26 protein-coding genes and 3 tRNA genes are annotated in these 24,854 nt (G+C 54.0%); 18 read left to right on the top strand and 11 right to left on the bottom strand.

From position 1 onward, the window contains the following. Nucleotides 1–2 precede the first annotated feature (2 nt). Complete coding sequence (locus OE750_RS01840) at nucleotides 3–1,307, top strand: pyruvate dehydrogenase complex dihydrolipoamide acetyltransferase (RefSeq protein WP_263760748.1); 1,305 nt, start codon at nucleotides 3–5, stop codon at nucleotides 1,305–1,307. A gap of 176 nt (nucleotides 1,308–1,483) precedes the next feature. Here the strand turns inward: OE750_RS01840 and OE750_RS01835 are convergent, their stop codons facing one another. The 4 genes from OE750_RS01835 to OE750_RS01820 form a co-directional block, all read right to left on the bottom strand. After that, nucleotides 1,484–2,368: a glycosyltransferase family 2 protein gene (locus OE750_RS01835; protein ID WP_263760746.1), complete on the bottom strand. Its 885-nt coding sequence runs from the start codon at nucleotides 2,366–2,368 to the stop codon at nucleotides 1,484–1,486. A gap of 65 nt (nucleotides 2,369–2,433) precedes the next feature. Next, entirely contained in the window at nucleotides 2,434–2,649 is a 216-nt protein-coding gene (locus tag OE750_RS01830) for an RND transporter (protein ID WP_263760744.1), read from the bottom strand. Nucleotides 2,650–2,685: 36 nt separating this feature from the next. Further along, a tRNA-Asp gene (locus tag OE750_RS01825) sits at nucleotides 2,686–2,762 on the bottom strand. 32 nt (nucleotides 2,763–2,794) lie between these two features. Then, nucleotides 2,795–2,871: transfer RNA gene (locus OE750_RS01820), tRNA-Asp, on the bottom strand. Between the two features lie 356 nt (nucleotides 2,872–3,227). Here OE750_RS01820 and OE750_RS01815 point away from each other — a divergent pair. Continuing rightward, entirely contained in the window at nucleotides 3,228–3,560 is a 333-nt protein-coding gene (locus OE750_RS01815; RefSeq protein WP_263760742.1) for a TfoX/Sxy family protein, read from the top strand. Here OE750_RS01815 and ndk read toward each other — a convergent pair. Next, on the bottom strand, nucleotides 3,557–3,979 hold the full coding sequence (ndk, locus tag OE750_RS01810) for a nucleoside-diphosphate kinase (RefSeq protein WP_263760740.1): 423 nt from the start codon (nucleotides 3,977–3,979) through the stop codon (nucleotides 3,557–3,559). The two genes, OE750_RS01815 and ndk, sit on opposite strands and share 4 nt — an antisense overlap. 79 nt (nucleotides 3,980–4,058) lie before the next feature. Beyond that, nucleotides 4,059–5,234 carry a multidrug effflux MFS transporter gene (locus OE750_RS01805; RefSeq protein WP_263760738.1) on the bottom strand — a complete coding sequence of 392 codons (1,176 nt, stop codon included), beginning with the start codon at nucleotides 5,232–5,234 and terminating at the stop codon, nucleotides 4,059–4,061. A 132-nt stretch (nucleotides 5,235–5,366) separates the two neighbouring features. Here OE750_RS01805 and OE750_RS01800 point away from each other — a divergent pair, with 132 nt between their 5' ends. The 6 genes from OE750_RS01800 to rpmE all read left to right on the top strand — a co-directional run bounded on the left by OE750_RS01800 (nucleotide 5,367) and on the right by rpmE (nucleotide 10,091). Next, nucleotides 5,367–7,217 (top strand): ABC-F family ATP-binding cassette domain-containing protein, encoded by a 1,851-nt coding sequence (locus OE750_RS01800; protein ID WP_263760736.1) that lies wholly within the window; start codon nucleotides 5,367–5,369, stop codon nucleotides 7,215–7,217. After that, entirely contained in the window at nucleotides 7,214–7,843 is a 630-nt protein-coding gene (locus OE750_RS01795) for a MarC family protein (protein WP_263760734.1), read from the top strand. The genes OE750_RS01800 and OE750_RS01795 overlap by 4 nt, the downstream gene beginning before the upstream one ends. Before the next feature lie 3 nt (nucleotides 7,844–7,846). Further along, nucleotides 7,847–8,422 (top strand): TIGR02281 family clan AA aspartic protease, encoded by a 576-nt coding sequence (locus OE750_RS01790; protein WP_263760732.1) that lies wholly within the window; start codon nucleotides 7,847–7,849, stop codon nucleotides 8,420–8,422. A gap of 9 nt (nucleotides 8,423–8,431) precedes the next feature. Next, nucleotides 8,432–9,250, top strand: coding sequence for a tRNA (guanosine(37)-N1)-methyltransferase TrmD (trmD, locus tag OE750_RS01785; protein ID WP_263760730.1), 819 nt, complete (start codon nucleotides 8,432–8,434; stop codon nucleotides 9,248–9,250). 227 nt (nucleotides 9,251–9,477) lie between these two features. Continuing rightward, entirely contained in the window at nucleotides 9,478–9,855 is a 378-nt protein-coding gene (gene rplS / locus OE750_RS01780) for a 50S ribosomal protein L19 (protein ID WP_263760728.1), read from the top strand. 14 nt (nucleotides 9,856–9,869) lie between these two features. Beyond that, nucleotides 9,870–10,091 carry a 50S ribosomal protein L31 gene (gene rpmE, locus OE750_RS01775; protein ID WP_263760726.1) on the top strand — a complete coding sequence of 74 codons (222 nt, stop codon included), beginning with the start codon at nucleotides 9,870–9,872 and terminating at the stop codon, nucleotides 10,089–10,091. A gap of 84 nt (nucleotides 10,092–10,175) precedes the next feature. On the opposite strand, the gene OE750_RS01770 is transcribed toward rpmE, so the two are convergent. Further along, nucleotides 10,176–10,259, bottom strand: a tRNA-Leu gene (locus OE750_RS01770). A gap of 138 nt (nucleotides 10,260–10,397) precedes the next feature. On the opposite strand from OE750_RS01770, the gene OE750_RS01765 reads away from it, so the two are divergent. Then, nucleotides 10,398–10,886 (top strand): Hint domain-containing protein, encoded by a 489-nt coding sequence (locus tag OE750_RS01765; protein WP_263760724.1) that lies wholly within the window; start codon nucleotides 10,398–10,400, stop codon nucleotides 10,884–10,886. Here OE750_RS01765 and OE750_RS01760 read toward each other — a convergent pair. Further along, on the bottom strand, nucleotides 10,883–11,716 hold the full coding sequence (locus tag OE750_RS01760) for an NAD(P)H-hydrate dehydratase (RefSeq protein ID WP_263760722.1): 834 nt from the start codon (nucleotides 11,714–11,716) through the stop codon (nucleotides 10,883–10,885). The genes OE750_RS01765 and OE750_RS01760 overlap by 4 nt on opposite strands. A gap of 441 nt (nucleotides 11,717–12,157) precedes the next feature. Here OE750_RS01760 and OE750_RS01755 point away from each other — a divergent pair, with 441 nt between their 5' ends. The 5 genes from OE750_RS01755 (at nucleotide 12,158) to dddP (ending at nucleotide 17,692) form a co-directional block, all read left to right on the top strand. Further along, complete coding sequence (locus OE750_RS01755) at nucleotides 12,158–12,496, top strand: P-II family nitrogen regulator (protein WP_263760720.1); 339 nt, start codon at nucleotides 12,158–12,160, stop codon at nucleotides 12,494–12,496. A 34-nt stretch (nucleotides 12,497–12,530) separates the two neighbouring features. Next, nucleotides 12,531–13,937, top strand: coding sequence for a type I glutamate--ammonia ligase (glnA, locus tag OE750_RS01750; protein WP_263760718.1), 1,407 nt, complete (start codon nucleotides 12,531–12,533; stop codon nucleotides 13,935–13,937). Between the two features lie 77 nt (nucleotides 13,938–14,014). Continuing rightward, nucleotides 14,015–15,280 (top strand): Hsp70 family protein, encoded by a 1,266-nt coding sequence (locus OE750_RS01745; RefSeq protein ID WP_263760716.1) that lies wholly within the window; start codon nucleotides 14,015–14,017, stop codon nucleotides 15,278–15,280. A gap of 66 nt (nucleotides 15,281–15,346) precedes the next feature. Further along, complete coding sequence (locus OE750_RS01740) at nucleotides 15,347–16,141, top strand: lytic transglycosylase domain-containing protein (protein WP_263761198.1); 795 nt, start codon at nucleotides 15,347–15,349, stop codon at nucleotides 16,139–16,141. 210 nt (nucleotides 16,142–16,351) lie between these two features. Then, the gene (gene dddP / locus OE750_RS01735) at nucleotides 16,352–17,692 is read left to right on the top strand and encodes a dimethylsulfonioproprionate lyase DddP (protein WP_263760714.1); all 1,341 of its coding nucleotides are present in this window, start codon (nucleotides 16,352–16,354) and stop codon (nucleotides 17,690–17,692) included. Nucleotides 17,693–17,708: 16 nt separating this feature from the next. Here dddP and OE750_RS01730 read toward each other — a convergent pair whose 3' ends face one another. Next, nucleotides 17,709–18,968, bottom strand: coding sequence for a urate hydroxylase PuuD (locus OE750_RS01730; RefSeq protein WP_263760712.1), 1,260 nt, complete (start codon nucleotides 18,966–18,968; stop codon nucleotides 17,709–17,711). A 99-nt stretch (nucleotides 18,969–19,067) separates the two neighbouring features. Here OE750_RS01730 and OE750_RS01725 point away from each other — a divergent pair, with 99 nt between their 5' ends. Continuing rightward, nucleotides 19,068–19,973, top strand: a complete 906-nt coding sequence (locus OE750_RS01725; protein ID WP_263760710.1) for a LysR family transcriptional regulator — start codon at nucleotides 19,068–19,070, stop codon at nucleotides 19,971–19,973. Here OE750_RS01725 and uraH read toward each other — a convergent pair. Then, nucleotides 19,970–20,323 (bottom strand): hydroxyisourate hydrolase, encoded by a 354-nt coding sequence (gene uraH, locus OE750_RS01720; protein WP_263760709.1) that lies wholly within the window; start codon nucleotides 20,321–20,323, stop codon nucleotides 19,970–19,972. The two genes, OE750_RS01725 and uraH, sit on opposite strands and share 4 nt — an antisense overlap. A 143-nt stretch (nucleotides 20,324–20,466) precedes the next feature. Between uraH and puuE the strand changes: the two genes are divergently transcribed. The 3 genes from puuE to OE750_RS01705 are packed head-to-tail and all read left to right on the top strand — an operon-like array spanning nucleotide 20,467 to nucleotide 23,859. Beyond that, nucleotides 20,467–21,882, top strand: coding sequence for an allantoinase PuuE (gene puuE / locus OE750_RS01715; protein WP_263760707.1), 1,416 nt, complete (start codon nucleotides 20,467–20,469; stop codon nucleotides 21,880–21,882). Next, nucleotides 21,879–22,370, top strand: a complete 492-nt coding sequence (locus tag OE750_RS01710; protein WP_263760705.1) for an ureidoglycolate lyase — start codon at nucleotides 21,879–21,881, stop codon at nucleotides 22,368–22,370. Before puuE ends, OE750_RS01710 begins: the two co-directional genes overlap by 4 nt. Nucleotides 22,371–22,422: 52 nt before the next feature. After that, nucleotides 22,423–23,859 carry a uracil-xanthine permease family protein gene (locus OE750_RS01705; RefSeq protein WP_263760703.1) on the top strand — a complete coding sequence of 479 codons (1,437 nt, stop codon included), beginning with the start codon at nucleotides 22,423–22,425 and terminating at the stop codon, nucleotides 23,857–23,859. Nucleotides 23,860–23,930: 71 nt separating this feature from the next. Here OE750_RS01705 and OE750_RS01700 read toward each other — a convergent pair whose 3' ends face one another. Continuing rightward, the gene (locus OE750_RS01700) at nucleotides 23,931–24,761 is read right to left on the bottom strand and encodes a bifunctional allantoicase/(S)-ureidoglycine aminohydrolase (RefSeq protein ID WP_263760701.1); all 831 of its coding nucleotides are present in this window, start codon (nucleotides 24,759–24,761) and stop codon (nucleotides 23,931–23,933) included. Nucleotides 24,762–24,854: the final 93 nt, after the last annotated feature.

The raw sequence follows: 24,854 nt of genomic DNA, 5'->3' as shown, positions 1-24,854 counted from the left end.
TCATGCCAACAGAAATCCTCATGCCCGCCCTTTCGCCCACGATGGAAGAAGGCACACTCGCAAAATGGCTCGTCAAGGAAGGCGATACCGTCTCCTCCGGAGATATCATGTGCGAGATCGAAACCGACAAAGCGACAATGGAGTTTGAAGCTGTTGATGAAGGCGTCATCGGCAAAATCCTTATTTCTGAAGGCACCGAAGGCGTGAAGGTAAACACCGCCATCGCCGTTCTGCTTGAAGAAGGCGAAAGCGCCGATGACATCGGCAAAAGCGCAGCCCCCAAGAAAGACGCCGCACCAACAGCCAACGAAGAAAAAGCGGAGGCCGCCCCCGCGCCAAAATCCGGGACTGCATCCGCTGCTCCCGCCGCGCCCAGAAAAGACGGCGAGCGCATCTTCGCCTCGCCCCTCGCACGCCGCATCGCCGCCGACAAAGGCCTTGATCTGGCCAATGTCACAGGCTCGGGCCCCAAAGGCCGGATTGTCAAAGCCGACGTGCAAGACGCCAAGCCAGGTGCCGCAGAAGCGCCAAAGGCCGCAACAGCCCCTGCCGCAGACAAACCCGCCATGCCCACAAGCCCGAGCGCCAATCAGGTCGCCCGCGCCTACGAGGGCCGCGACTACGAAGAAGTCAAACTCGACGGAATGCGCAAAACCATCGCCGCACGCCTTACCGAGGCCAAGCAGACCGTGCCGCACTTCTACCTGCGCCGCGATATCAAGCTTGACGAGCTCATGGCTTTCCGCGCCCAGCTCAACAAGCAGCTTGAGGGCCGTGGCGTGAAGCTGTCGGTCAACGACTTCATCATCAAGGCCACAGCCCTCGCGCTTCAGGCCGTGCCTTCGGCCAATGCCGTCTGGGCAGGTGATCGCGTGCTCCAAATGAAAGCCTCCGACGTGGCCGTGGCCGTGGCGATCGAGGGTGGCCTCTTCACTCCCGTCTTGCAGAACGCCGAGATGAAATCACTCTCCGCGCTTTCAACCGAGATGAAAGACCTCGCCGCCCGCGCGCGCGACCGCAAACTTGCGCCGCACGAGTATCAGGGCGGCAGCTTCGCCATTTCAAATCTCGGTATGATGGGAATCGACAACTTCGATGCCATCGTCAATCCGCCCCACGCAGGCATCCTCGCCGTGGGCGCAGGCATCAAAAAGCCGGTGGTAAATGCTGAGGGCGAAGTGGTCGTGGCCACCGTCATGTCGGTCACGATGTCGGTCGATCACCGCGTCATTGACGGCGCGCTTGGGGCCGAGTTGCTCAAGCACATCGTCGACAACCTCGAAAACCCGATGGCGATGCTCGCTTAAGCTTACACGGCTCAAACCTTACCAAACGTCGCGCATGAAGCTAACCGCCCGTGCGCGGCGTTTACGTTTGGGGGGTGTCGAAAAGCCCTGTTTTGGCGGTGCACGCATGGTGCACGCCCTGTGCACGCATATCACCCCCCTGGAATCAGCGCCTACAGGTCATTCGTTAACGCAGTTCAGAAAACCCCGGAAAACCGCTCTGGAAGCTGGAACTGCACCTCATAATCAGGCCGCTCGAAGTGATAAAACCCCGTGTCCCCGCGCGGCTCGAAACTGTCGATCATGGCCTGACGGTAAGGGCTCACGTCAAACCCCGCTTCCATCTGGAATTTTCCTATGGTTTCAAAGACTTCACGATCTTCCCCGCGCGCATCGGCAAACCAGTGACCGCCAATCGCCGCCTCCTTTTTGGTTGCACCGATTTCCTCGGTAATCGCATTGCGACGGTCCATCGCGCGGCTGTATTCGCCAAAGTCGCAGAACTTGAGGTGAAAGAGATAAAGCCCCTCAGGCGCGTTGATCTTCTCATACTGGGTAAAATGCCCCCCACGGGCAATCTTGACCCCCGCCGAAATGATACAAGGTTTGGAATAATGCGGCGCAATTCTTACATGAGTTCTCGGCCCGAGAACCTTGTTTTCAATCGGCTTTTCCTCAATGTCTATCCTGTGGATAACTTCCAGCCCCAAAGGCGTAATGACCTGCCGCTGCTTTTGCTTTGTAAGGAAGTCAGGCAGGCTCCCAAGCTCGGGATCAAGCACCACAAGCTCGTCCACATCGCCCACGATTACATGGTCATGGTAAGCGTTCAGCCCTTGGACAATGTTGTTGAGAAGTCGCCAGCGCTTCATATCGAAGTTCTTATGATGGTCGCCCGGAATACCGATGATATTGCACCCCTTGGCCATCTCGGCCACCTCGGGGGTATGCCCGTGGTTGACGATGTAGCAGTTCTCCCGCCCCAGCATCTCGCCGTAATAATCGAGCCAGATCTTCAGAAAAAAAAGGTCGTCGCGCAGCATGGTGACAGCTGCAATCTTGTATTTTGAAGGATTGGCCATGTCTCTGCTCGCTCTGTTGTTCGGGCGTTTCAGACAGCTTTAACCCCTAAGCAGCAAAATGAGAATCAATTTGTTGGGCGGGTGAATTGCTCAACCAGCTTCGCCCCCGCCAAAAGAAACGGCGCGCCATGCATAAAGAGGTCAAAAACATCAATCCCCGCGCGCAACTCGCCCGCAGATAACATTTTCAACTTTTCCCAGATATGCGGTTCGGGAACAAACGGCGCGAGGCCCAAAGTCAGCATCAAAATAAATACGACGAGCCATGAAATATTTTTCAAAGCGTCTCGCATTTCAGACCTCTTAGAAAAGAAAAGTGGCGCGGTTGACGGGGCTCGAACCCGCGACCCCCGGCGTGACAGGCCGGTACTCTAACCAGCTGAGCTACAACCGCGCATCGGCTTCAAGGCATCCTCAAGTGCAGTGTGGCGCGGTTGACGGGGCTCGAACCCGCGACCCCCGGCGTGACAGGCCGGTACTCTAACCAACTGAGCTACAACCGCTCACTGCACACTTCGGATGCTCCAAAGCGTGAGGGAGGTCATATGCGCAGCCCCTGCCCGCGTCAAGCGCGTAAACCTGTTGTTTGTGCAAAAATTGTGCCTCACAGGTCACGCCTCATGGCGTTTCACAATTTTGCCACATTCCAGCCCCCTGCTCGGCACATTTAGACACGAATTTTAACCAATCTAGCAAATGCCATGAGGAGGCCACCATGCCAACTTCACAGCCACAGACCCCTGCCCCCAAAGAGGCCCGCGAGCGCCCCACACCGCGCCCGAACCCAAAAAAGCCTGTCATCACCGACTACGCCTCGCTTTAAGGTGACAGCCCGCGTGCCGCGTCTTAAACTCGCACCATGAGCACGCCCATATCCAGCATCCGCAATCTCGGCCCTGCCATGGAAGCCGCTTTTCTCAAGGCAGGCATTTCCTCGGCCGAAGAACTGCGCACGCTTGGCGCAGACGCGGCCTACGCTCGGCTGCTTGCGACAGGCACACGCCCCCACTTCATCGGTTACTACGTCTTGCATATGGCCCTTCAGGGCCGCCCGTGGAATGACTGTAAAGGTAAGGAAAAACAAGAACTTCGCATGGCTTTTGATGCTTTGAAAGCCAGCAAGCATGATAAGGGCCGCTCTCAGCTTGAGGCGGCCCTTGATGCGATCGGTGTGGTCGAAAAGAAGGCTTAGCCTACAAGCTCAAGACCCGAGAAGAAGAAGGCAATTTCTTCTGCCGCTGTCTCAGGCGCGTCCGAACCGTGAACCGAGTTTTCACCGATTGAAAGAGCGAACTCTTTGCGGATTGTGCCGTCAGCCGCGTCAGCCGGATTTGTTGCGCCCATAACTTCACGGTTTTTTGCAATCGCGTCTTCACCTTCCAGAACCTGAACAACGATAGGCTCGGAGATCATGAATTCGCAAAGCTCGCCAAAGAAGGGGCGGTCTTTGTGAACACCGTAAAACTGCTGGGCTTGTGCCAATGTCAGCTGGATGCGCTTTGACGCGACGATGCGTAGACCCGCTTCTTCGAATTTCGCGGCAATCTTGCCTGTGAGGTTACGCTTTGTTGCGTCTGGTTTGATGATCGAGAATGTGCGTTGAATGGCCATGTGCTAAGGCTCCTGTTGCTTTGATGAAGGTTGATTTGGCGCTCTGCTATCACGCGGCATAGCGTTTGAAAAGCGCTAGTTAAGCGCGCTCCAGCTGTCCGATCCAGAGCACTGCCAACAGCCCGATGCCCGAACTTGCCGCCATCAACCCAAGGAGCACAAAGGCCCCGAGAGGTCCGCCCGCAAGAGCACCTGTGAGCGCCGTGGCCCCTGCCCCACCCATGATAGTAATCGCGCCGGAAAGCCCCGAAGCGCTTCCCGCCAGCCTCGGGTTAACCGACATCACCCCCGCGTTGGCCGCAGGCAGCGTGAGCCCGTTGCCAAGGCCGACAAAGATCGCCCCTACAAACATCACCCAGAAGTTCATCGCGCCAAGCGCCATGATGCAGATAATCGCAAGTGGCCCGAAGGTGGCTGACAAGCGCCCCCAAAGCATGAGCTCCAGCATACTTACTTTACCTGAAAGCGCACCTGTCAGAAAGTTGCCAAGCATAAAGCCCGCCGAGATCGAACCGATACCAATGCCAAGCTGCGAGGGCGTAAGACCAAAGAGCCCTTCTCCAACAAGAGCCGCTCCGCCGAGAAAGGCGTAAAATCCGCCCACAGAGCCAATCAGGCACAGGCAATAGGCCCAGAAAACCTTGTTTTTCACAAGCTCGGGGTAGGAGCGGAACTGTGCGGTAAAGCTGTCCGAAGGGGTGAGATTTGTCTCCGCCAGGTCGCGCCAGGACAGAGCCAGCATAACGGCGCCCATAAGCGCATAGGCGATAAAGTTGGAGCGCCAGCCAAAAGTCTCCCCCAGAAAGCCGCCCAAAACAGGCCCCATCAGCGGAGCCAGCGCCATCGCCGTTCCGATCACACCCAAAAGCCTTGCAGCCTCCTGAGGCGGAGCAATATCGCGCACCACAGCACGGCTGAGAACCATCCCCGAGATTACCGCGCCCTGTGTCATCCGGAACGCCAGAAACAGCCAGACATTGCTCGACAGATAGCAGCCAAGGGAGGCGAGCGTAAAAATAGCCATCCCCGCAAGGATCACAGGCCTGCGCCCGTACATATCCGAAAGCGGCCCGATAATCAGCTGCAACACGGAGGAGACAACCATATATCCGCCCACCGCAACCGATATCACGGCGTAGCTCACCTCTAAACTGCCCGCCATCTGCGCCAGCGAGGGCAAGAACATATTGAGCGACAGCACAGAAATCGCTGTCAGCAGTATGAGCGTAATCAGTTTTGGCTGGCGCGGCTGCATTTTTGTTAACCTGTGTTTGACTTGTAGAGGGTTACGCCTCTTTCCTCCGCCTCACAAGTATTCGTGTGGATGCTTTCATGCCCTTGCGCTTCGCCTCTAGCAAGGCACGCAAGGCTCTGCTAAGTCGCGCGGATGCTCAAGCTTGAAAACATATCATACTCGGTCGCAGGCCGCACACTCATCGAAGATGCCTCGGTCACCATACCGACAGGTCACAAAGTTGGCCTCGTCGGGCGCAACGGCACGGGCAAGACCACGCTGTTCCGCGTGATCCGTGGTGAAATGCCGCTTGATACGGGCTCCTTCACCCTACCCTCGCGTGCCCGCATCGGCGGCGTGGCTCAGGAAGTGCCCGGCAACGAAGTCTCGCTGCTCAACACGGTTCTGGCCGCTGATACCGAGCGCGCAGCGCTTCTGGCTGACACCAGCACAGACCCCGCCCGCATTGCCGAAGTGCAGACCCGCCTTGCCGATATCGACGCCTGGAGCGCCGAGGCCCGCGCGTCAACCATCCTGCGCGGCCTTGGCTTTACCGCCGATGAAATGCACGAGCCCTGCTCGGCCTTCTCGGGTGGCTGGCGGATGCGCGTCGCGCTGGCGGCGGTGCTCTTCTCCGAACCCGATCTCCTGCTGCTCGATGAGCCGACAAACTATCTCGACCTAGAAGGTGCGCTTTGGCTTGAAAGCTATCTGGCGAAATACCCCCATACCGTGCTGATCGTCAGCCACGACCGCGAGTTGCTGAACCGCGCAGTCGGCGCGATCCTGCACTTGGAAGACAAAAAACTGACGCTCTACCAAGGCCCCTACGACACCTTCGCAGAAACCCGTGCCGCGCGGCTCGCTGTGGCGGCCTCCGAGAACAAAAAGATCGAAGCCCGCAAGGCTCATCTCCAGAGCTTCGTTGATCGCTTCCGTGCGAAAGCCTCCAAGGCCGTTCAGGCCCAGTCCCGCATCAAGGCCATCGCCAAGCTCAAGCCAATCACAACCCCGCAGGAAGCTGCGCTCAAGCGCTTCACCTTCCCCTCGCCCGAAGAGCTTTCGCCGCCGATCATCCGCATCGAAGGCGGCGCTGTAGGTTATGACGGCAAGGCGATCCTCTCAAACCTTGATCTGCGCATTGACCAGGATGACCGCATCGCGCTTCTGGGCCGTAACGGTGAGGGCAAGTCAACGCTCTCCAAGCTGCTTTCCGGGCGGCTTGAGCTTATGCGCGGCCAGATGGTGACCTCTTCCAAGCTGCGTGTCGGCTTCTTCGCCCAGCATCAGGTAGACGAGCTGCACATTGATGAAACCCCGATTGACCACATCCGCCGCTTGCGCCCCACGGAAACACCCCCGCGCCTGCGTGCCCGCCTTGGCGGCTTCGGGATCGGCTCGGAACAGGCCGAAACACTGGTGGGTAAGCTTTCGGGCGGCCAAAAGGCGCGGCTTTCGCTCATGCTCGCCACAATTGATGCTCCGCATCTGCTCATCCTCGATGAGCCGACAAACCACCTTGATATCGAAAGCCGCGAAGCGCTGGTTGAGGCCCTCACCGCCTACACAGGCGCGGTCATTCTTGTCAGCCACGATATGCACCTCCTAAGCCTTGTCGCCGACCGCCTCTGGCTGGTCAAAGACGGCGCGGTCAATCCTTATCAGGGCGATCTCGAAACCTACCGCGGCATGCTGCTTGGAGCGCCTGAAAAAAAATCTGAAAAAAAGATTGAGGCGCAAAAGCCGGCCAAGCCCAAACGCGCGCCGCGCCAATCTGTTCTGGAACTGCGCTCCGAGGTCAGAAAATGTGAAGAGCGCGTTGAAAAACTTGAAAGAATGCGCGCCCGCATGGACGAAATGCTGGCCGATCCAACGCTCTATTCAGAGCGCAAACACGCCGTTCCCGAGCTTCAGCGCAAAGACAGCGAGTTGAAAACAGCCCTTAAACGTGCAGAATCGCTCTGGGAAAGCGCCCTGGCAAAACTTGAGGAGGCCGAAGCATGATCACCACAGCCTTCATTATTTCAGCCTTCGCCACGCTTTTTGTAATCATTGACCCGATCGCCCTAACTCCCATTTTCGCGACCATGACCCAAGGCACGCCAGCGCAACAGCGCCGCCGGATCGCGCTCAGAGCATGCCTCGTAGCATTCTTCATCCTCGCGGCGTTCACTGTCTTTGGCGAAGCCCTCATGCATTTCATAGGTATCTCTATGCCCGCATTTCGCGTGGCAGGTGGTATTCTCTTGTTCCTCACCGCCCTTGAAATGCTGTTTGAGCGCCGCACCAAGCGCCGCGAAGATCAGGCCGGTGACGAACCCGACCCAAGCCATGATCCGTCGGTATTTCCGCTTGCCGTGCCTTTGCTGGCTGGCCCGGGAGCGATTGCCACGGTGATCCTGCTGGCCGGCCAAGTGCCAGGTATTACTGGCACTTTCACCGTAATCGGCATGACAGCGGTTGTGCTCCTTGTTGTTTTCATTTCATTGCAGGCCTCGGCCCTGCTTGAGCGGGCCCTAGGAAAGACCGGCATCAACGTGGCCACGCGCCTTCTCGGGATGTTGCTCGCCGCTCTTGCGGTGCAGTTCGTGCTCGACGGCTTGCGCGACTTCAGCTTCGTTAGCGTTTAAGCCATGGGGCTTTGGGGCGGCCTCTTTGTTCTGGCGTTGGTTGTTTCCGCGCTGGCGCTCTGGCGGCTCTGGCCCCAACGCGAGGGGATGACCCCCTTGGGACGGGAAATAATGCGCTGGATTATGGTTCTGACTGTTGCCCTTGCCATCTTCAACTTCGGCGACACGCTGGTTTCACCTTTTCGTAACACTCAGAGCGTAAACCTATCTCAAGGCGTCATTGAACTGCCGCGTGAAGCAAACGGGCACTACTACCTCACCGCACAGATCAATGGCACTGAAGTTCAATTTGTTGTCGATACCGGAGCGTCGGGCATCGTGCTCAGTCAGGAAGATGCTGCCCGCGCAGGACTCGATGCCGATCGGTTGGCCTATATACACACAGCCAATACGGCCAACGGCACGGTGCGAATTGCCCCTGTCGTCCTCGCTAGTTTTGATGTCGATGGCATCACCGACGAGAATGTGCGGGCCTATGTTAACGAAGGTGAGCTTTCAGGCTCCCTTCTCGGAATGAGCTACCTTCGGCGTTACGAGAAGATCATTATCACCCGTGACATGCTTCGCCTTGAGCGCTAAGCCTGCCTCATGAGTGATACGCCCGAAAAAACCCAGAATAAATCGCACGGTCGCAAGGCGATCCGCCCCTCTTTCAAGCCTCGTGCATTGATGGAAGACGAGCAACTTGCCAATGTCTGGACTGCACAAGTGATCACCCTGTTCCCCGATGCCTTCCCGGGCGTGCTGGGCCAAAGCCTCACAGGCAAGGCGCTTAAAGACGGGCTGTGGCAGCTTGATGCGATTGATCTGCGCCCCTTCGGGATCGGCAAACACCGCAATGTCGATGACACCCCCGCAGGCGGCGGTGCGGGCATGGTGCTTCGCGCCGATGTTGTGAGTGCCGCGATTGAAGCGGCCCGAAAGCGCGCGCAAGCGCCTCTCCCCCTTATTTATATGAGCCCCCGAGGAAAGCCCTTCACGCAAGCCATGGCCAAAAGCCTCGCGGCAGGCCAAGGCGTTACACTTCTTTGCGGACGCTTTGAAGGGGTAGATGAGCGGGTTCTGGAGCAGTATGGCGTGGTTGAGGTATCTATGGGCGATTATGTCCTGACAGGTGGTGAAATCGCCGCGCAAGCGCTGCTCGATGCCTCTGTGCGCCTGATCCCCGGAGTGCTCGGCAATGCTGAAAGCGCCGAGGAAGAAAGCCACTCGAACGGCCTGCTGGAGTATCCGCAATATACCAAACCGGCCGAATGGAACGGCCGCGACATTCCCGATGTGCTCATGTCAGGCCATCATGGCGAAATCGCCAAATGGCGCAAACACATGTCTGAAGAGATCACCAAAGCCCGCCGACCAGATATGTGGCAGGCGCATTTGGACAGAAAAGCCTCCGATAAGCCTTGATCTAAAGCTCTATCACGCCTAGAACGCGCAAGTTCGGAATCACTTTTGTGGCTCTGGGCAATTTGTGCTGTGCGCTTTCTTCGGCGCATCTCTTTGCACAAAAGCGATGACAAGCAATGTCGGACTGACTCCGGCGGGCGCAAATTGCGGACCCGAGAGAAGACACGGAGCGACAGGACGCGAGAAAACTTCGTGGGAAAACCACGAGCAATATTAGGAGATGGTCAATGGACCTTCTGAGAGAAATTGAAGCTGAGCAGATTGCTGAGCTGGGGAAAAACATCCCCGACTTCAAAGCTGGCGACACAATCCGCGTCGGCTTCAAAGTAACCGAAGGCGCGCGCACACGTGTGCAAAACTACGAAGGCGTTTGCATCAGCCGTAAAAACGGCAAAGGCATCGACGGCTCGTTTACCGTGCGCAAAATCAGCTTCGGCGAAGGTGTAGAACGGGTTTTCCCGCTCCACTCGACAAACATCGACGAGATCACAGTTGTGCGCCGCGGTCGCGTTCGTCGCGCCAAACTTTACTATCTTCGCGCACGTCGCGGCAAATCTGCACGTATCGCAGAAGTCACCAACTACAAGCCACGCGCAGAAGCGTAAGCGGGAGAGAGACCATGAAAAAAGAAATTCACCCCGATTACCACTTCATCGAAGTCAAAATGACCGATGGCTCGACATTCAAGGTGCGCTCAACATGGGGCAAAGAAGGCGACACGCTTTCACTTGATATCGACCCGACGGTGCACCCTGCTTGGACAGGCGGCAACTCGCGCCTGCTCGACGCTGGCGGACGCGTATCGAAGTTCAAAAAGAAATACGAAGGCCTCGGCTTCTGAGCAGCTGCTGCATTCTGAAACAACAAACGCCGCTCCTTTCGGGGCGGCGTTTTGCTTTGTATCATCTACGATCAAAAATCAAATTGGTGCGGGTGAAGGGACTCGAACCCCCACGCCAAAGGCGCCAGAACCTAAATCTGGTGCGTCTACCAATTCCGCCACACCCGCATCAAAGTGTCTTTAACAAAGCCCTTTGGTGCTTGCGAGAGAAAACTGTAAGCACCAAGAGAAAAAAGCCGCGACATTTACCGTTTGTTGCCTTATCCTAGCTAAAAAACTGAGGCAGTAAAAACATACGGGTGCAAAATGAAGCCCTTTTCAGCAGAAGACTCTGCGCAGACTCGGAGTCTATCCAGACACTCCGGCTTTGTGATTGGCAGTAAAATACTAACTTTGGATGGCGAATTGCCAGTCGAGTTTCTCAGCGTGGGAGACCGTGTAATCACGCGAGATACTGGCATGGCCGTTTTGCGAGAGATTCATGTTTTTGAAGTTGAATGCGCAATGGTCTGGATTATGGGCGGCTCGCTCGGCCATAACAAACCCGACGAAGACACAAAGATCGCCGCAGAGCAAAAACTGCTACTGCGAGACTGGCGGTCAGTGGCATTAACGGGGCAAAAGCAGGCTCTTGTCGCGGCCGAGGATCTAGTTGATGGCGAGTTTGTCCGCACCGCAGGCATTCAAAACACAAAACTGTTCCAACTCGTGTTTGACGCCACACATGTCATTTATGCAGACGGGCTTGAGTTGGCTTGCGAGCTCACACAGGGCGCACTGCGAGCCGCAGCTTAAAAACCCAACTGTTTGAAAACTTGTGGTAGTTCTTCGGGCAGGTCCTCGGCGATAAGGCCGGCACCAAAACTACGTGCGCATTCCACATGCAGCCACGCCCCCGTTTCTGCGGCTTGCATCGGGCTGAACCCGCGTGCGAGTAGCCCTGTGATAAAGCCTGCCAACACATCCCCTGCTCCCGCCGTGGCCATCCACGGAACTGCTCGTTCACAACGGGCCTCATTAAGGCTGCACGCTCCGTCCGGTGCGGCGATAATAGTGTCAGCCCCTTTATATAGCACAACACAACCCGCACGAGCCGCGGCCTCCCTCGCGGCATCAGCCTTTGAGCAGGTAGATCCCTCGTCAGTTACGAGGCTCAATTTTTTCGCAATATCGGGAAACAGCCGCTCAAACTCTCCGCTGTGAGGCGTGAGAACGCACTTGTCATGTAGCATACAAAACAGTTCAGTCGGATCACTCTTGAAGGCACTCAACGCATCTGCATCGAGCACTGTTGCCCGCTTGAAACCAAGCGCTAAAGGCACAAGTTCGCGCGCCCGTTCAAGCCCAAGCCCAGGCCCGAGGCAAAGCGCATTGATCCGTTTATCTCGCAAAACCCCCAACAACTCCTCACCCGTTCCAGCACGCGTCAGCATAATCGAAGTCACATGCGACGCCACCTCCATCTGCGCCGATCCGGGCACGCCAAGCGTCACTATCCCCGCGCCGATCCGCAACGCACCTCTTGCAGCAAGACGCGCTGCGCCGGTTTTCCCCGCTCCGCCTGACAAAAGGAGCGCATGACCATAATCGAATTTGTGATCCTTATCTTTGCGCAATCCTGCCATGCGAACTACGCTTTGATTGATTTGCTTTGGTGCTCGGCTCATCTTTGCCCCCTAAAGTCCAGTATCAACGATGTCCAACTTAGCATCCGATAGATGCGGCACGATGTGAATTGGCTGAGAGGCATGATATGTCATGATTATACCATACAGGCAAAGCCGATCGGCCTATTCTGCACCTGCGCACTCCATCTACTCCAAACCAGTGCCCTGCCCCGACTCAATCACGGCCGGCTCTCTCGCTCGTATCAGGGCCGCTGTGAGTATGTCTGTCATGCATCGCACCCTCCGATTCATGGTTGCCATAATTTTATGCCTATCGACTAAAAAATAGGCATACATCAATGTGGCAAGCATGTCCCGCCTTAAGAACACCCTATTCGTTTGAGCCTCTGGCTGAAAAGTGGTCTCAAGTCTGTGACCAATATCCAAGGGGCTCTTACGATGAAAAAGATCGAAGCGATTATCAAGCCATTCAAGCTCGATGAAGTCAAAGAGGCGCTGCAAGACGTCGGCGTGCAGGGGCTTTCTGTGATCGAAGTTAAGGGCTTTGGCCGTCAAAAAGGCCATACTGAACTTTACCGTGGCGCAGAATATGTTGTCGATTTTCTCCCTAAGGTAAAACTTGAAATAGTTATCGACGATGATTTGGTTGACCAAGCCATTGAAGCCATTGTTGACGCTGCCAAAACCGACAAGATCGGCGATGGCAAGATCTTCGTCTCCCCAGTCGAGCAAGCCGTCCGTATCCGGACGGGCGAGACTGGTCCAGAAGCACTGTAATCCAAACATTTCCAAAACGAGAAGGACCAAGCGAATGAGTATTAAAGACGTTCTCAAGACGCTAAAAGATGAAGAAGTCGCTTACGTCGACATCCGCTTTACAGATATCCGAGGCAAACTTCAGCACGTAACTGTCGATGTCGATCTGGTTGACGAAGACTTCCTTGAAGAAGGCTTTATGTTTGACGGATCTTCTATCGCTGGCTGGAAGTCCATTGAAAACTCCGACATGAAATTGATCGCGGCTACTGACAGCGCATATATCGACCCATTTTATGCCGAGAAAACGCTCTGCCTTCACTGCTCAATTGTTGAGCCAGACACAGGCGAGTCCTATGGTCGCGACCCGCGTGGAACGGCACAAAAAGCCGAGTCATACTTGATCGAATCTGGAATTGGTGACGTTGCCTACATGGGCCCTGAGGCCGAGTTTTTCATCTTTGATGACGTGCGCTTTGAAAACAAGATCAACAAAGTATCATACGAAGTTGATGCGATCGATGGTTCGTGGAACACTGACACCGAGTACGAGATGGGCAACACAGGCCACCGCCCCGGGCTCAAGGGCGGTTACTTCCCTGTAAACCCGATTGACGATGCGCAAGACCTGCGTTCGGAGATGCTCTCAACGATGAAGAGCCTCGGTATGAAAGTTGACAAGCATCACCACGAAGTTGCCAGCTGTCAGCATGAGCTTGGTCTGATTTTCGGCACGCTGACAAAACAAGCCGATGAAATCCAGAAATATAAGTATGTAATCCATAACGTGGCGCATGCTTACGGCAAATCAGCCACCTTTATGCCTAAGCCAATTTACGGTGACAATGGAACAGGCATGCACGTGAACATGTCTATATGGAAAGATGGCAAACCCTTGTTTGCGGGCGACAAATATGCAGACTTGAGCCAAGAAGCGCTCTATTTTATTGGCGGCATCCTGAAACACGCGAAAACGCTCAACGCCTTCACCAACCCATCAACAAACAGCTACAAGCGTTTGATCCCAGGGTTTGAAGCACCGGTTCTGCGCGCCTACTCTGCGCGCAACCGTTCGGGCTGTGTTCGCATTCCATGGACTGAATCGCCCAAAGCCAAGCGTGTTGAGGCTCGCTTCCCTGACCCTTCAGCCAACCCATATCTGTGCTTCGCAGCCCTGCTTATGGCTGGCCTGGACGGGATCAAAAACAAGATCGACCCGGGTGAAGCGATGGATAAAAACCTCTATGATCTTCCTGCGGAAGAACTCGAAGGCATTCCAACAGTTTGCGGTTCACTTCGCGAAGCGCTCGATTGCCTTAAAGCTGACCATGACTTCCTGCTTGCGGGTGACGTGTTCACTAAGGATCAAATCGAAGGATATATCGATTTGAAGATGGAAGAAGTGCAGCACTATGAGCACACGCCTCACCCTGTAGAGTTTGGCATGTATTATAGCTGCTAAGCAATTGAAACTTAAGTCAAAGGCGCTCCACTCGGGGCGCCTTTTTCTATTGGCTTGACGCATTGGCCATCTAGGCTATGTTTCGCAACTTTCCACACTTGAAAGCCACGCAAATGCACACCCTCGGGATCGACTTCGGAACATCGAACTCAGCCGCTGGCGTCAGCGTCAACGGCGCACCGTGGCTGATCGAATTGGAGCCCGGCGAGAGCACCCTGCCTACGGCTGTTTTCTTCGATCCTTACACTAAAAATATGCAAATCGGACATCGCGCCGTGCGCGCACTGATCAATGGTCAGGAAGGCCGTTTCTTGCGCGCGCTCAAGAGTCTGCTGGGAACACCTCTCTTGCACGAGTCGCGTAGACTGGGTGGAGAGCGGCTCACTTTTGCCTCGGTCATCACACGCTTTATCGCGCAGATAAAACAACGGGCTGAAGCAGCCACAGGGTATACATTCTCAGAGGTTCTCTCTGGCCGCCCAGTTTATTTTCACTCGGCAGATATGGCCCGTGATGCGCAAGCAGAGAACGATTTACGTACATGTTACCTTGAGGCAGGCTTCAAAAGTGTCCGCTTCATGCATGAACCCGTGGCCGCTTTACGCGCCGCCTCCAATGTGGAGGGTTACGGACTGATAGCAGATATCGGCGGCGGCACATCTGACTTTACCGTTTTCCATCAAGATGCCGCAGGTGAAACCAACATACTCGTGTCACACGGCCTACGCCTCGGGGGTACGGACTTCGACCGACAGATCAGCATTGAAACCGTCATGCCCATGTTTGGCGCAGGCAGCGAGATTCGCAACAGCTTTGGCCCCGAAACGCACACTGCCCCTAGGCGAATATTTAATGAGCTGGCCACATGGCAACTCATCCCCTTTGTCTATGCGCCCGAAACACGCAAGTTGGCGGCTGACTTAGCCCAGTTTGCTAAAGAGCCAGACAAGCTCGCACGTCTTGTTAGCGTGCTGGAGTATGAACTAGGGCACGATGTTGCCTTCGCAGTCGAACGCGGAAAAATAGCTGGCAATGACGAGATTGCGAACGCCAAGATCAACCTGTCGATGGTTGAAACCGGCCTGAATGTAACCATCCCCTTGGGCGTTCTGAATTCTGCGCTCACACCACTCGTCTCAGACATAAGGCAAAGTGCACATGCGGCACTGAAGCTCGCCGATGTTCCAACATACGACATCACCCGTGTCGTGTTGGTTGGCGGCAGTTCGCTCATGAACCTGCTTCAATCCGAGCTATCCACGCTCTGCCCCAATGCGCGGCTTGACGCTCAAAACGCTCTCACAGCCGTTGCTAGCGGCCTTGCACTGGCTTCCGCGCGTTAAATTTCTGGAAATAACGGGGCAATGCGCTACGTTATCTATAAGAATATTCACAAACTGGATTGTCATATGCGTGCTTCTGTCAAATCTCTCATTATCAGTGTTTTTTTTGCTTCTCCCTCCTTCGCTGCTCCCTGTGGAAACACATCTTCGGGCTTCGATGCCTGGAAAGCTGATTTCTCTAAAACGGCACAGAACGCGGGAGTCCAGGCGCGAGGGCTGCAAGCGCTTGCTAATTCAACATATGCCAACAGAACGATAGCAGCTGACCGCAATCAGAAGAGCTTTAAGTATAGCTTGGAAAAGTTCATGCAAGTGCGCGGGACCGACACAATTATCGCACAAGGCCGCAAGCGTAAGGCGCAAAATGCCAGTTTCTATGCCAGCCTTGAGAAACACTTCGGCGTGCCTGCGGGCGTAATTATTGCCATTCACGGAATGGAAACTGCCTTTGGCGGTTTTATGGGGGATACCGAGGTCGTTTCCGCGATCGTTACGTTGACCTATGATTGCCGCCGCTCGGCTTTTTTTGAACCCCATGCGATTGGAGCACTGAGGTTGGTTGATCAAGGCTCGATCAGTTCAAGCACAAAGGGCGCAAAGCACGGAGAGCTCGGTCATACCCAGTTTTTACCAGGGAATGCTTTGAGATATGGTATTGATGGTAACGGTGATGGAGTCGTCGACTTCTACAATCAATCAGATGCGCTCGCCTCGACAGCTAATTTTTTACGCCAAAAAGGCTGGAAACCTGGACAAGGCTACCAACAAGGACAGCCAAACTACGCCGTGTTAAAGGAATGGAACGCGGCGACTGTTTACCAGCAATCGCTTGCGATCATGGGGGCAAGAATCGACGGTTGAGACCCGCGACTGTCGGTTTATATGACGACTTTCCAGAGCCTTGGTGTTTGTCCTTGGCTGACGCTTCTTCATCGTTGGCACTTGCGCATAAAGGCAGAGTCCGGTGCTAATCAGCGCGCCCCTACTATACAAAAACGACGCATGCGGGGCGCAAACAAGCTGGCTTGAAAAACGTATACTTCGCAGAGTTGTCTAAATGGAGGCTCTACGATGAACAAAAACTATCGGGACACTCGTAAAATCGATCCGACAAAAGGCGTGGTTCTGGCTGACGGCACACCAAACGACAACAACCGTGTCGAGATCGGGCCAACACAATTGGCATTTCGGGAATGGGAGGCCGCCGGCCTAACACCACCCAACCTTGAAGTGATGCGGGATTTTCGTTGGAAGCGGCTCACACAAGCCATCGTTCAGAGAGGATATGGCGGGCTTCTGATGTTTGATCCGCTCAATATCCGCTACGCCACGGACAGCACCAACATGCAGCTTTGGAACACGCACAATCCGTTTCGAGCCGTTTTGCTCTGTGCCGATGGCTATATGGTGATTTGGGATTATAAGAACTCCCCCTTTCTGTCGGAGTTCAATCCGCTGGTACGCGAGCAACGCTCGGGCGCCGATTTGTTTTATTTCGACCGTGGCGACAAACTGGATGTAGCAGCAGATATTTTTGCCAATGAGGTGCGCATATTGATGGAGGAGCATGCGGGCACGAACAAGCGACTCGCGGTTGATAAGGCCATGCTGCATGGCTATCGCGCGCTTGAGGCACAGGGCTTTGAAATTATGGAAGGTGAAGAAGTCACCGAGAAAACGCGCTCTGTAAAGGGGCCAGACGAGATACTGGCGATGCGCTGTGCCAACCATGCTTGCGAGACAGCTGTAAAAGCGATGGAAGACTTTGCGCGCGATAATGTTGCCAGTGGAACTGTATCGGAAGATGATATCTGGGCCGTACTACATGCCGAAAACATTAAACGCGGTGGCGAATGGATCGAAACCCGCCTATTAGCCTCGGGGCCGCGCACCAACCCCTGGTTTCAGGAGTGCGGACCGCGTATTGTACAGAACAACGAGATTGTGGCTTTTGATACTGACCTTATCGGCTCTTACGGAATTTGCATTGATATCAGCAGGACATGGTGGATCGGTGATAAAAAACCCCGGCCAGATATGATCTATGCAATGCAGCACGCACATGAGCACATCATGACCAATATGGAGATGCTGAAACCGGGCATCACGATCCCTGAGCTTTCGGCCAACAGTCATCGTCTTGATGACCAGTTTCAGGCGCAAAAATACGGCTGCCTGATGCACGGTGTTGGCTTGTGTGATGAATGGCCGCTCGTTGCTTACCCGGATAAAGCTGTTCCGGGCGCTTTTGATTACGCTCTGGAGCCGGGTATGGTGTTATGTGTCGAAGCAGCTGTTGGCGCGGTTGGCGGAGATTTCTCGATCAAACTTGAAGATCAGGTCTTAATCACTGAAGATGGTTATGAAAACCTCACAACCTATCCCTTTGATCAGGCTTTGATGGGGTTATGAACTCGGCTGTGGAACTTTAGTTTGAAGCGAGGAAAAATGGAACGTTCCTTGCGGCGTTGCGATACCATTTCACGATCAGAGCACGTTCCTCGGGCTCAATGAAGGTGACATTTGCGGGCGGCATTGCCCGTGTCATGCCTGCTTGTAAATAGATCTCGCGGGCATGACTAACAATATCCGCCGTGGTTTCAAGGTGAATGCCTTTGGGAGCGATGCGCACGCCTTCATAAAAGGTTTCACGCGCATGGCACATAGAGCATCGCCCCAAAACGATATCCTGAATTTCATCAAAACCCTCGGCACTTGCGAATACCTGTTCCGTTTTGGTCAACCCACGCACTTCGGCATCTTCAACGGTGTTGTATTTCAGCGGTGCTGTTGAGAGCCAGATAATTGCCAGAAAGAGGAGCGCCGTGACAAGCCATGTCCAGATCGGATTGCCTGCACGGGCATGTAAGCTGTTGAAATAGTGACGGATAGTCACTCCCATCAAAAAGACCAAAGCGGCAATAATCCAATTATACTCGGACGCAAAGGCCAGCGGGTAATGATTGGAGAGCATAAGAAAGATAACAGGTAGTGTCAGGTAGTTGTTATGCGTTGAACGCAGCTTTGCGATCTTGCCGTACTTTGCATCAGGCACTCGGCCTTCTTGCAAATCTTTCACGACGATGCGCTGGTTAGGCATGATGATGGCGAAAACATTGGCTGTCATAATTGTTGCCGTGAACGCACCGAGATGCAAAAGCGTCGCGCGACCTGTGAATATCTGATCATATCCCCAGCCCATCACAACAAGCAGAGTGAAGAGAAGAAGCATCAGGATCGTCGGTTTTTCTCCAAGTCTCGATTTGCAGAGGAAATCGTAAACCACCCAACCGATTGTGAGCGAGCCAGCAGAAATCAGGATGCCTTGTAAGAGGCTCAAATCTGCTTTGGATGCATCTATCAGATAAAGCTCGCCACCGACCCAATAGACGATCATCAAAAGAGCAGCTCCCGAGAGCCATGTCGCATAGCTTTCCCATTTGAACCACGTCAAATGATCAGGCATATTTTCTGGTGCTACGAGGTATTTCTGGATGTGATAAAAGCCACCGCCATGCACCTGCCACTCTTCGCCATGCGCGCCTACGGGCAAATGCAGCCCCTTTCGCAATCCCAAATCAAGCGCGATAAAATAAAAAGACGAACCAATCCAAGCGATTGCCGTGATGACATGTAGCCAACGGACCGCAAACGAAATCCATTCCCACATGATAGCAAATTCGTGCATTTTGTTTCCTTAGGCTTTTCCACTGGAAGCTAGCTTACAAGCCACTTAACGTGTATTCTAGAAAACTTCCAAGCAGCTTCAAAAAAAGTCGAACAATAGATGGCCTATCTGGACAATATTCAGACCTTTGTAAGGGTTTTTGAGCTTGGCAATATGTCAGCTGCGGCACGAGATCTAAGAATTTCGGCGGCTGTCGCCTCTTCCCGTATCTCACAACTCGAAGATCATCTTGGTGTAAGGCTGTTTCAACGCACGACGCGTTTGCTCAACCCTACAGAGCAAGGCAACACATTTTACAAAGGTGCCCTGAAGATCATCGAGGCCGTCGAAGAGGCTGAAGCAGACATCAACGATATCACCCGTTCTCCGCGGGGGACGCTTTACGTGGCAGCCCCCTTAGGGGTGGGGCAGAAGTTCATCGCCCCTGCTGTTCCCAAGTTTCATGCACTTTTTCCGCTAATCAATATCAGGTTGCGCCTGTCAGACCGAAAACTTGATTTGGCTGCTGAGGGCCTTGATGCTGCGTTTTTCTTAGGTGTGCCTGAGGACAGTAACCTGCGCATTCGCAAGATTGCCGATTGTCCCCGCGTGCTATGTGCCTCGCCCGACTATATAAAAGCACGGGGGATGCCACAAAGCAGCGACGAGTTAAAAACCGATGCGCATGATTGCCTGAATCTACGGTACCCTGGCGCACCAGAGTTTCAATGGCCTTTGGTGTCACCTGAAGGAGCCCGCCGTGTCACTGTTTCAGGGCCATTTGAAACAGACCATGGCGAAATCCTTACAAACTGGGCGCTTGAGGGAAACGGTATCATACTGAAGCCGGTTTTTGAGGTTCACGAGCACTTGGCAAATGGGCGGCTTGTTCCCGTACTAGAGAGCGAGCCTCCTTTGCCGATTCAGCTTGCTTGCCTTTATATGCACCGCCGCAAGCAAGATCCTAAGGCTAGGTTGTTTATCGACTTTATGGTTGATCACATCACCACAGAAATGCCCTCTTAACTGCCACGGTAGGTAGAATATCCAAACGGCGAGAGCAGCAGCGGCACATGATAGTGTGCTGCCTCGGATATGCCGAACCGCAACGGAACCACATCAAGAAAGCGTGGCTCTTCAGGCGGCACGGCCGTAGCATCAAAGTATGCTCCCGCATGGAAGACGAGTTCATAAGTCCCGACCAAAAACTCGGAAGCTGGAAGTATCTGCTCATCGGTTCGGCCATCGCTGTTCGTAACAGCACTACGTAGATATTTGCGAGCATCGCCCTCAATTCGAAATAATTCGATCTTCAAGCCTGCCGCAGGGCAGCCGCGCGCTGTATCGAGCACATGAGTTGTTAGATATCCTGACATTTACGCCTCCTGTAACTTATCATAGCTAATGACCGCTAAATGCAGGTGAATACATCAGTAACAGACAAAAAGCTCTTTCAAAAAAATAGAGAAACCTGAAGGCGTTGTTTAGGGTTAAAAGTAGAAAAACCAAGGAGAAAAAGGTGAAACGCTACCTTCGCGACATGCGCGGCTATGGACCAAACGCGCCTAACCCAAAATGGCCAAGTTCCGCCAAAATTGCTGTTCAGTTTGTATTGAACTACGAGGAAGGAGGCGAAAACTGTGTTCTGCATGGCGATGCGGCCTCGGAAGCGTTCTTGTCAGATATTCCTGGTGCAACGCAATGGCCACGCCAGCGTCATTGGAACATGGAGTCTATCTACGAGTATGGCGCGCGCGCCGGTTTCTGGCGTCTACACAGGCTGTTCACTGAGCACCGTATTCCGCTCACGATTTACGGCGTCGCCACTGCGTTGGCGCGTAGCCCTGAACAAGTACAGGCCATGAAAGACGCGGGGTGGGAAATTGCAAGCCACGGGCTCAAATGGGTCGAACATAAAGATATGAGCGAAGCGGAAGAGCGCGCTGCCATTGACGAGGCCATCCGCCTGCACACCGAGGTTGTGGGAGAAGCGCCGCGTGGCTGGTATACGGGGCGTTGCTCGCAGAACACTGTCAAACTAGCGGCTGAAACAGATCAGTTCGATTATATTTCAGACACTTACGATGATGATATGCCCTATTGGCTCGAAGTTGGCAAACGCAGCCAGTTGATTATCCCCTATACGCTTGAAGCCAACGACATGCGCTTCGCAACTGCCCCGGGCTGGGTCACTGGTGATGATTTCGGGCAATATCTGGTTGACGCCTTCGACACGCTATACGCCGAGGGCTGTGCTGGACGGCCCGCTATGATGTCGGTTGGTTTGCACTGTCGCCTTGTTGGCCGACCGGGAAAGCTCGCGGGCCTCAAGCGCTTTATTGAACATGTCCAAAACCACCAAGGTGTCTGGACGCCCCGCCGCCTTGAGATTGCACAACACTGGGCCACGGAGCACCCATACACACGTCGCGAGCGCCCAAGCGAGATGAGCCGCGAGCGGTTCGTGCAGCTATACGGCTCGATTTTCGAGCACTCCCCTTGGATTGCGGAGCGTGCGTGGGAGTTGGAACTTGGCCCTGCACATGATTGTGCCGCTGGTGTTCACAATGCTCTTTGTCGCATTTTCAGAACCGCCACTGATGCAGAACGTCTCCGCGTTCTCAATGCACACCCTGATTTGGCAGGTAAACTTGCCGCCGCAGGGCAACTGACTGCTGAAAGCACAGCCGAGCAAGCCAGTGCGGGTCTTGATTATCTCACCGATGTAGAACGCGAAACATTCACCATGCTCAATGTGAAGTATGTAGAAAAATTTGGCTTCCCATTCATCATTGCTGTCCGAGACCATGACAAAACCTCCATACTAAGTTCCTTCCAAACCAGAATTGGGAACGACCACGTGACGGAGCTTGAAACAGCCTGTCGTCAGGTCGAACGTATTGCCCAGTTTCGGCTACAGGATCTTCTGTCATGAGCATACAGCTTGCCCCTGCGCCTCTTACGGCTGAGGCCTTCTCATCGTTTGGGGATATAATCGAGCGACATGGCGAAGCAGACAGGATCATCAACCAAGGTATGTGCGGACGCTATCACGACCTTGCAAACCTTGATTTTGGATCAGGCCGCGCTGGTATCAGCCTATTTGATGCAAAAGCGCGTTCGTTACCCTATGAGTTGGATATGATGGAGCGCCATCCAGAAGGCAGCCAAGCCTTTGTGCCTTTATCAGGTGTTCCGATGATTGTGAGCGTTGCTGAAGATAACAATGGCAAACCTGCAAAACCACGCGTGTTCATCTCGAAGCCACATCAATCCATAAACATACACCGTAATGTCTGGCATGGTGTCCTCGCCCCGTTGGGGGAAGCCGGGCAATATATTGTGATAGACTGCATTGGAGAAAGCCCAAACCTCGAAGAGCACTGGTTTACGACACCATACATCGTGAAAAGTCAGACATAAAAGCAACTGCCAACAGAAGCAGACTTACCAACAGTCAAAAGGAGAGACAGACATGGCTGAAAATTCAATAGGGACACCTGAACAACTTAGGGACCCAAATTATACACCTGCACTCGCAAAAGCGATTCCACTGGGCATTCAACATGTCTTGGCGATGTTTGTCTCTAACGTAACACCCGCAATCATCGTTGCGGGAGCAGCAGGGTTTGGGTTTGGATCAAACTCTCCTGATTTCCCGGAGCTGCTCTATCTTATTCAGATGTCGATGCTTTTTGCAGGCGTAGCGACACTGTTGCAGACAATTACGCTTGGCCCCATCGGAGCTGGCTTACCTATAGTCCAAGGCACGTCATTCGCATTTCTGCCAATTATGATTCCACTGGTGGCAGGCAAGGGTGTCGATGCCCTTGCAGCCCTATTCGGCGGTGTGATTGTCGGCGGCCTCTTTCACGCACTTTTAGGGACATTCATCGGGAAAATCCGCTTTGCTCTTCCTCCCCTTGTTACGGGTCTTGTTGTAACAATGATTGGTCTCGCGCTCGTGAAAGTTGGCATCCAATATGCAGCTGGTGGAGTGCCTGCCATCGGAACGCCTGAGTATGGCTCGCTTCTCAACTGGTCGGCAGCGCTTGTTGTGATCGTGGTGACCCTTGGGCTTAAGTTTTTTACACGTGGTATGCTTTCAATCTCGGCTGTTCTGATCGGCCTTATCGTTGGCTACATCTATGCTTTGGCCGTTGGCATGCTCACGTTTGAGGCAATTGCAACATCTTGGGAAAGATCCGCGGCTTTTGCACTGCCAGATCCCTTCAGGTATGGCTTCGAGTTTTCAGCAGCTGCAGTTATCGGCTTTTGTTTGATGGCATTCATCTCAGCAATTGAAACTGTCGGCGATGTTTCGGGTATTTGTAAAGGCGGAGCTAACCGTGAAGCAACCGACAGGGAAATCCAAGGCGCGACCTATGCTGACGGGATTGGAACGGCTCTCGCTGGTATTTTCGGTGGCTTCCCCAACACCTCGTTCAGCCAGAACGTCGGCCTTATTGCGATGACCGGTGTCATGAGCCGCCATGTTGTGACTTGTGGGGCCATCTTTCTTATTATCTGCGGATTGATCCCCAAAGTCGGCGGTGTCATTCGCACTGTCCCGATTGAAGTCTTGGGAGGGGGGGTAATTGTCATGTTTGGTATGGTTGTCGCTGCGGGTATATCAATGCTCTCTGACGTAAACTGGAACCGGCGCAACATGGTAATTTTCGCAATCGCGCTCTCGATTGGCCTTGGTTTGCAACTTGAGCCGGATGCGCTTCAGCACATGGGGTCTACCGCGCAAGTTTTGCTAACATCCGGCCTCCTCCCAGCCGCCGCTATAGCCATAGTACTCAACCTGGTTTTGCCCGAAGAGTTGGCAGATGAAGCTACAGAGGAAGTCTCCGGCGGGCACGCCGGCCATGGATATGGATCCCTTAAGAAGGACGATCACGTCTAAAAATCCCTGAAAAAATTAACCGGCGCTCACATGAGGCGCCGGTTTTCTGTTGGAACCCTGAACTATCGATATCAGAAATTAGCAGGGAACTTCATGTGCCTGTTTACATCTTTATATAGCAGGTAACGGAATGGACCAGGCCCACCCGCATAGCAAGCTTGCGGACAAAACGCTCGAAGCCACATAAAATCTCCAGCTTCTACTTCGACCCAATCCTGATTGAGACGGTAGACAGCTTTACCCTCCAAAACGTATAGCCCATGTTCCATAACGTGCGTTTCAGCAAAAGGAATTACCGCACCAGGTTGAAAAGTTACGATATTCACATGCATGTCGTGGCGAAGATCAGAGGGATCAACAAAGCGCGTTGTTGACCATTTACCCCCTGTCCCAGGCATCGGATTTGGCGCTAGGGCCTTCTCATTGGTGACAAAAGCGCCCGGCGCATCAAGTCCTTCAACGGCCTCATAGCGTTTACGAACCCAGTGAAAACGCACGGCATCTTCCGTGTTATTGCGTAGTGCCCACTGCGCCTCGGCCGGGATATAAGCATAGCCCCCAGCCTCAAGCTGGTGTTGCATACCATCAATAGTCAGCGTCAGCCCCCCGCCGACCACGAATATAACGGATTGCACGCCGGCTTCTGTCTCAGGTTGCTCGCTCCCACCGTTGGGCTGAACTTCCGCAATGTATTGCGAGAACGTTTCTGCAAAACCAGACAACGGCCGAGCGATGACCCAAAAGCGCGCGCCTTCCCAAAAAGGCAATAAGCTCGTGACAATGTCACTGAACGTCCCTTTCGGGATCACCGCATAAGCTTCTGTAAACATTGCCCTGTCTGTGAGGAGCTGCGTTTGGGGAGCAAGACCGCCTTGCGGCACATAGTAATCTGATTTTGTCACGGTCTACCCCCGGAGGTGATTTCTTATTGTTGCATTCAAGCTCGATACTACGGACAATCCAAGGGTAATCCTGCGCCAAGTTACTTGAAGCAG

Source organism: Lentibacter sp. XHP0401, assembly GCF_025751535.1.
Lineage (GTDB): Bacteria > Pseudomonadota > Alphaproteobacteria > Rhodobacterales > Rhodobacteraceae > Lentibacter.
The sequence above is the reverse complement of the archived record's forward strand: the minus strand, read 5'-3'. Positions and strand labels throughout refer to the sequence as shown.

Excerpts from the sequence above, each read along its gene's own strand:
- OE750_RS01840 (WP_263760748.1), top strand. The coding sequence starts at position 3 with ATGCCAACAGAAATCCTCATGCCCGCCCTTTCGCCCACGATGGAAGAA.
- OE750_RS01835 (WP_263760746.1), bottom strand. The coding sequence starts at position 2,368 with ATGGCCAATCCTTCAAAATACAAGATTGCAGCTGTCACCATGCTGCGC.
- OE750_RS01815 (WP_263760742.1), top strand. The coding sequence starts at position 3,228 with ATGAGCACGCCCATATCCAGCATCCGCAATCTCGGCCCTGCCATGGAA.
- ndk (WP_263760740.1), bottom strand. The coding sequence starts at position 3,979 with ATGGCCATTCAACGCACATTCTCGATCATCAAACCAGACGCAACAAAG.
- OE750_RS01805 (WP_263760738.1), bottom strand. The coding sequence starts at position 5,234 with ATGCAGCCGCGCCAGCCAAAACTGATTACGCTCATACTGCTGACAGCG.
- OE750_RS01800 (WP_263760736.1), top strand. The coding sequence starts at position 5,367 with ATGCTCAAGCTTGAAAACATATCATACTCGGTCGCAGGCCGCACACTC.
- OE750_RS01795 (WP_263760734.1), top strand. The coding sequence starts at position 7,214 with ATGATCACCACAGCCTTCATTATTTCAGCCTTCGCCACGCTTTTTGTA.
- OE750_RS01790 (WP_263760732.1), top strand. The coding sequence starts at position 7,847 with ATGGGGCTTTGGGGCGGCCTCTTTGTTCTGGCGTTGGTTGTTTCCGCG.
- trmD (WP_263760730.1), top strand. The coding sequence starts at position 8,432 with ATGAGTGATACGCCCGAAAAAACCCAGAATAAATCGCACGGTCGCAAG.
- rplS (WP_263760728.1), top strand. The coding sequence starts at position 9,478 with ATGGACCTTCTGAGAGAAATTGAAGCTGAGCAGATTGCTGAGCTGGGG.
- rpmE (WP_263760726.1), top strand. The coding sequence starts at position 9,870 with ATGAAAAAAGAAATTCACCCCGATTACCACTTCATCGAAGTCAAAATG.
- OE750_RS01765 (WP_263760724.1), top strand. The coding sequence starts at position 10,398 with ATGAAGCCCTTTTCAGCAGAAGACTCTGCGCAGACTCGGAGTCTATCC.
- OE750_RS01760 (WP_263760722.1), bottom strand. The coding sequence starts at position 11,716 with ATGGCAGGATTGCGCAAAGATAAGGATCACAAATTCGATTATGGTCAT.
- OE750_RS01755 (WP_263760720.1), top strand. The coding sequence starts at position 12,158 with ATGAAAAAGATCGAAGCGATTATCAAGCCATTCAAGCTCGATGAAGTC.
- glnA (WP_263760718.1), top strand. The coding sequence starts at position 12,531 with ATGAGTATTAAAGACGTTCTCAAGACGCTAAAAGATGAAGAAGTCGCT.
- OE750_RS01745 (WP_263760716.1), top strand. The coding sequence starts at position 14,015 with ATGTTTCGCAACTTTCCACACTTGAAAGCCACGCAAATGCACACCCTC.
- OE750_RS01740 (WP_263761198.1), top strand. The coding sequence starts at position 15,347 with ATGCGTGCTTCTGTCAAATCTCTCATTATCAGTGTTTTTTTTGCTTCT.
- dddP (WP_263760714.1), top strand. The coding sequence starts at position 16,352 with ATGAACAAAAACTATCGGGACACTCGTAAAATCGATCCGACAAAAGGC.
- OE750_RS01730 (WP_263760712.1), bottom strand. The coding sequence starts at position 18,968 with ATGCACGAATTTGCTATCATGTGGGAATGGATTTCGTTTGCGGTCCGT.
- OE750_RS01725 (WP_263760710.1), top strand. The coding sequence starts at position 19,068 with ATGGCCTATCTGGACAATATTCAGACCTTTGTAAGGGTTTTTGAGCTT.
- uraH (WP_263760709.1), bottom strand. The coding sequence starts at position 20,323 with ATGTCAGGATATCTAACAACTCATGTGCTCGATACAGCGCGCGGCTGC.
- OE750_RS01710 (WP_263760705.1), top strand. The coding sequence starts at position 21,879 with ATGAGCATACAGCTTGCCCCTGCGCCTCTTACGGCTGAGGCCTTCTCA.
- OE750_RS01705 (WP_263760703.1), top strand. The coding sequence starts at position 22,423 with ATGGCTGAAAATTCAATAGGGACACCTGAACAACTTAGGGACCCAAAT.